The organism is uncultured Fibrobacter sp. (genome assembly GCF_937877005.1).
Lineage (GTDB): Bacteria > Fibrobacterota > Fibrobacteria > Fibrobacterales > Fibrobacteraceae > Fibrobacter.
In genome coordinates this window covers 1-2,829 of the sequence record NZ_CALEFV010000154.1, presented here as the reverse complement: position 1 = coordinate 2,829, position 2,829 = coordinate 1, and the positions used below count along the sequence as shown (strand labels likewise).

Genomic DNA, 2,829 nt, shown 5'->3' with positions numbered 1-2,829 from the left:
AACCTCATCGAGGAACAGGGTGCCCCCGTTTGCCGATTCAAAGAGGCCCTTCTTGTCGGCAGTCGCTCCCGTAAACGAGCCCTTCTTACTTCCGAAAAGTTCACTTTCGACCAGGTTCTCGGGAATCGCGCCGCAGTTTACCGCCACAAAGGGCTCGGCGGCGCGCTTGCTGTAGCGGTGAATGACGTTTGCAAGGAATTCCTTGCCCGAGCCGGATTCGCCGGTAATGAGCACGGTGCTGTTCGTGGGAGCGACCTTGTAGACGGTCTTTAGAATCTTGCGCATTTCGGGGGTATTCCCCAAAAGGCCGTCCAGCACCTGGGATTCCATGAGCTGGGTATTGGACTTGTTTAAAATCTGAGCGTGTACCTTTTGCGCCGTCGATTCCAGCTGCGAAATTGAAATGGGCTTTTTGAGGAAGGTGTTTGCGCCGCGGGTAATTGCAGAGGCGGCCCCTTGCCAGTTGCGGTCATCGCACAGTACAAAGATTTCGATTCCAGGGTGGCGTTCCTTTAAAAAGCTCACCATGTCCATGTTGTCTTGCATTAAGAAAGGAACTTCGATAAACGCAAGGTCTATCGAATTCTTCTTGACGATGGGCATGAGGTCACTTTCGCGGGTGCAGGTGAACAAGGTTGTCCCCGCAACCGACCAAGAGTGCTGGATATCGCCGATAAATTTCTGATCCAAGTCCGCGATCAGGATGTTCATCGCGACCTACTACGAATGGCTCTTGATGATTTCTTCGACCTTCGCGCGAAGGGCTTGCAAGTCCACAGGCTTGTTGAAGGTTGCCGCGGCATCAAAGTGCTGGGCAGTCATCAGATAGTCTTCGGCAGAGGTACGGCCACCACCGCTCACGGCGATAGTGCGGTCACTCATGTTCAAGCGGCGCAGGTCCAAAATCCCTTCGTAACCATCGACATCCGGCATAATGATGTCGGTAATGATCACGTCATAGGTCTTATTCTGGTAAAGAGCCTTGGCTTCCTTACCGTTCTTAGCCGTTTCCACATTGTAGCCCTTGATTTCAAGAGCGGACTTGAGCATCAAATTAAACTGCTCGTCGTCATCAATAATCAGGATCGTAGGCACTAGCCCTCCTTCGTTTCAGTTTCAATTGGCCAATATAGATAAAATGTAGTTCCTTCGCCCAGAGTTGTCTGCACCGTAAAGTAGGCATTTCCCTCTTTTAACAGCCTTAAGGCAGAAGATAGACCAAGTCCCAGGCCTTCGCCGGGGGCCTTTGTCGTGAAAAACGGCGCAAAAATACGTTCCAGGGTGCCCGAATCCATGCCCGTACCCGTATCGGAGATTTCGAACTTGGCATAACTGCCCGCAGGTACCGGCGGAGCATAGGGCGTTACCAGCTGGGATTCGAGAACTTCAGGATAAAGTTTGAAGGTCAGCGAACCGCCGCCCGTTTCTTTCATGGCGAACAGGGCGTTGTTGGCGAGGTTACTGATAATGCGGTCGAGAGACGCCACAATGCCACGGACCTTGAGGCTCTTGTCGAGTTCTTCGCTATGCACCTTCACGTTAGGCGGCAAGGTCAACGAAATCTTGCGGACAACGTCTTCGATAATCATGTAAGGCGAGAACACGATTGCAGGCGTTGCCGCGTTCGCATTGCCGCGAATGGCATTCAGCAGTTCGTTGAGCGAATCCTTGCCGCGCTGGGCGGCCTTTTTCGCTTCCGAAATAAACGTGTACACTTGCGACTGCTTGTCTTCAATCACTTCCTGAGCAATTTCCAGGAAGCCGAGCTGCGAGCCCAAAATGTTGTTGTAGTCGTGCGCAAACGCGCCGCAAATGGTTCCCAGTTCTTCGAGGCGAGAATGAATGAACTTCTGTTCGCGCAACATGTTCCGTTCCTGTTCGAGCCTGCGCTGCTCGGTCATGTCGACCTTGAGGCAAAGCGTCTTGTAAGGAGCCTTGCCCGCCTGCAGAATCGGGATATACATGTTGTCGAAGGTCTGCACCAGTTCGCCCATACCCGTAAGGCGGTTCGCTTCGTCCTGCGAAATCTCGGCGCCGTCCTTGTCCTCGAACGAGGTGTACACCTTGACTTCGCCCTTTTCGCGGGCTTCCTTTTCGTAGACCGAAATATCTTCGTCGTTGTCGCGGGCACCCTCGCGCGAGCCGCGTTTTTCCAAGTCCAAGCGGTTCTGCTTCTGGTAAACGCCGAGTTCGCTCTTGTACCACACTCTAAACGGCAAGGCGTTAATCAGCGTGTTCAGCACGTTTTCCTTTTCGACCTTGATAGAGGCTTCCTTGTTCAAGCGGTCCTGATAGCGCACCAGGTCATGCGTGTATTCCACGTACTGCTCGTTCAAGGTTTTCAGGTTCTGCTGCAGCAAAAGCGTCTTGGACTGGTCCATGAAAAACGCGATATTCACAATCGTCATCAACGTCTGGCGGCACTTGAAGAAATAAATCTTCATCACATGGGTTTCGCCGTTGATGTTCATGCGCACATCGCTATACACCGTCTCCCTGAAAAAGTCGAGGTTCGGCGGGAGCACGTTCTTGATGGACCTTCCACACAAACTAATAGAAGACTGGCCGAGCAACTTGGTTGCGCCGTGATTTACCGCCTTGATTTTTCCGGCTTCGTCATAATAGATGATTCCGTCTTCAATCTTGTTGATCAGCTTCTGCAAGAACCAGTAGGCACCCATATCGCGGAACCTGGCCGAGGTATAGTACTGGCCGCAAAGAACCGATAAGAACAGCGTCAGGAACTGGTGCCACACAAAGAACTGGAAACCGCCATTCCAGGCGCCATAGCCCTTGACCAGCGGAATTACGAAGTCGAACAGTACCGCC

At 52.4% G+C, this 2,829-nt stretch carries 3 protein-coding genes; all 3 read right to left on the bottom strand.

Annotated features, from left to right (window positions below):
* Window positions 1–711, bottom strand: a 711-nt coding sequence (locus Q0628_RS07275) for a sigma 54-interacting transcriptional regulator (protein ID WP_298769603.1), incomplete at its 3' end; no start/stop codon positions are given.
* Window positions 712–720: 9 nt separating this feature from the next.
* Window positions 721–1,095 carry a response regulator gene (locus tag Q0628_RS07270; RefSeq protein ID WP_298769601.1) on the bottom strand — a complete coding sequence of 125 codons (375 nt, stop codon included), beginning with the start codon at window positions 1,093–1,095 and terminating at the stop codon, window positions 721–723.
* A partial coding sequence (locus Q0628_RS07265) for an ATP-binding protein (RefSeq protein ID WP_298769599.1) occupies window positions 1,095–2,829 on the bottom strand: 1,735 nt, incomplete at its 5' end. The genes Q0628_RS07270 and Q0628_RS07265, both read right to left, overlap by 1 nt.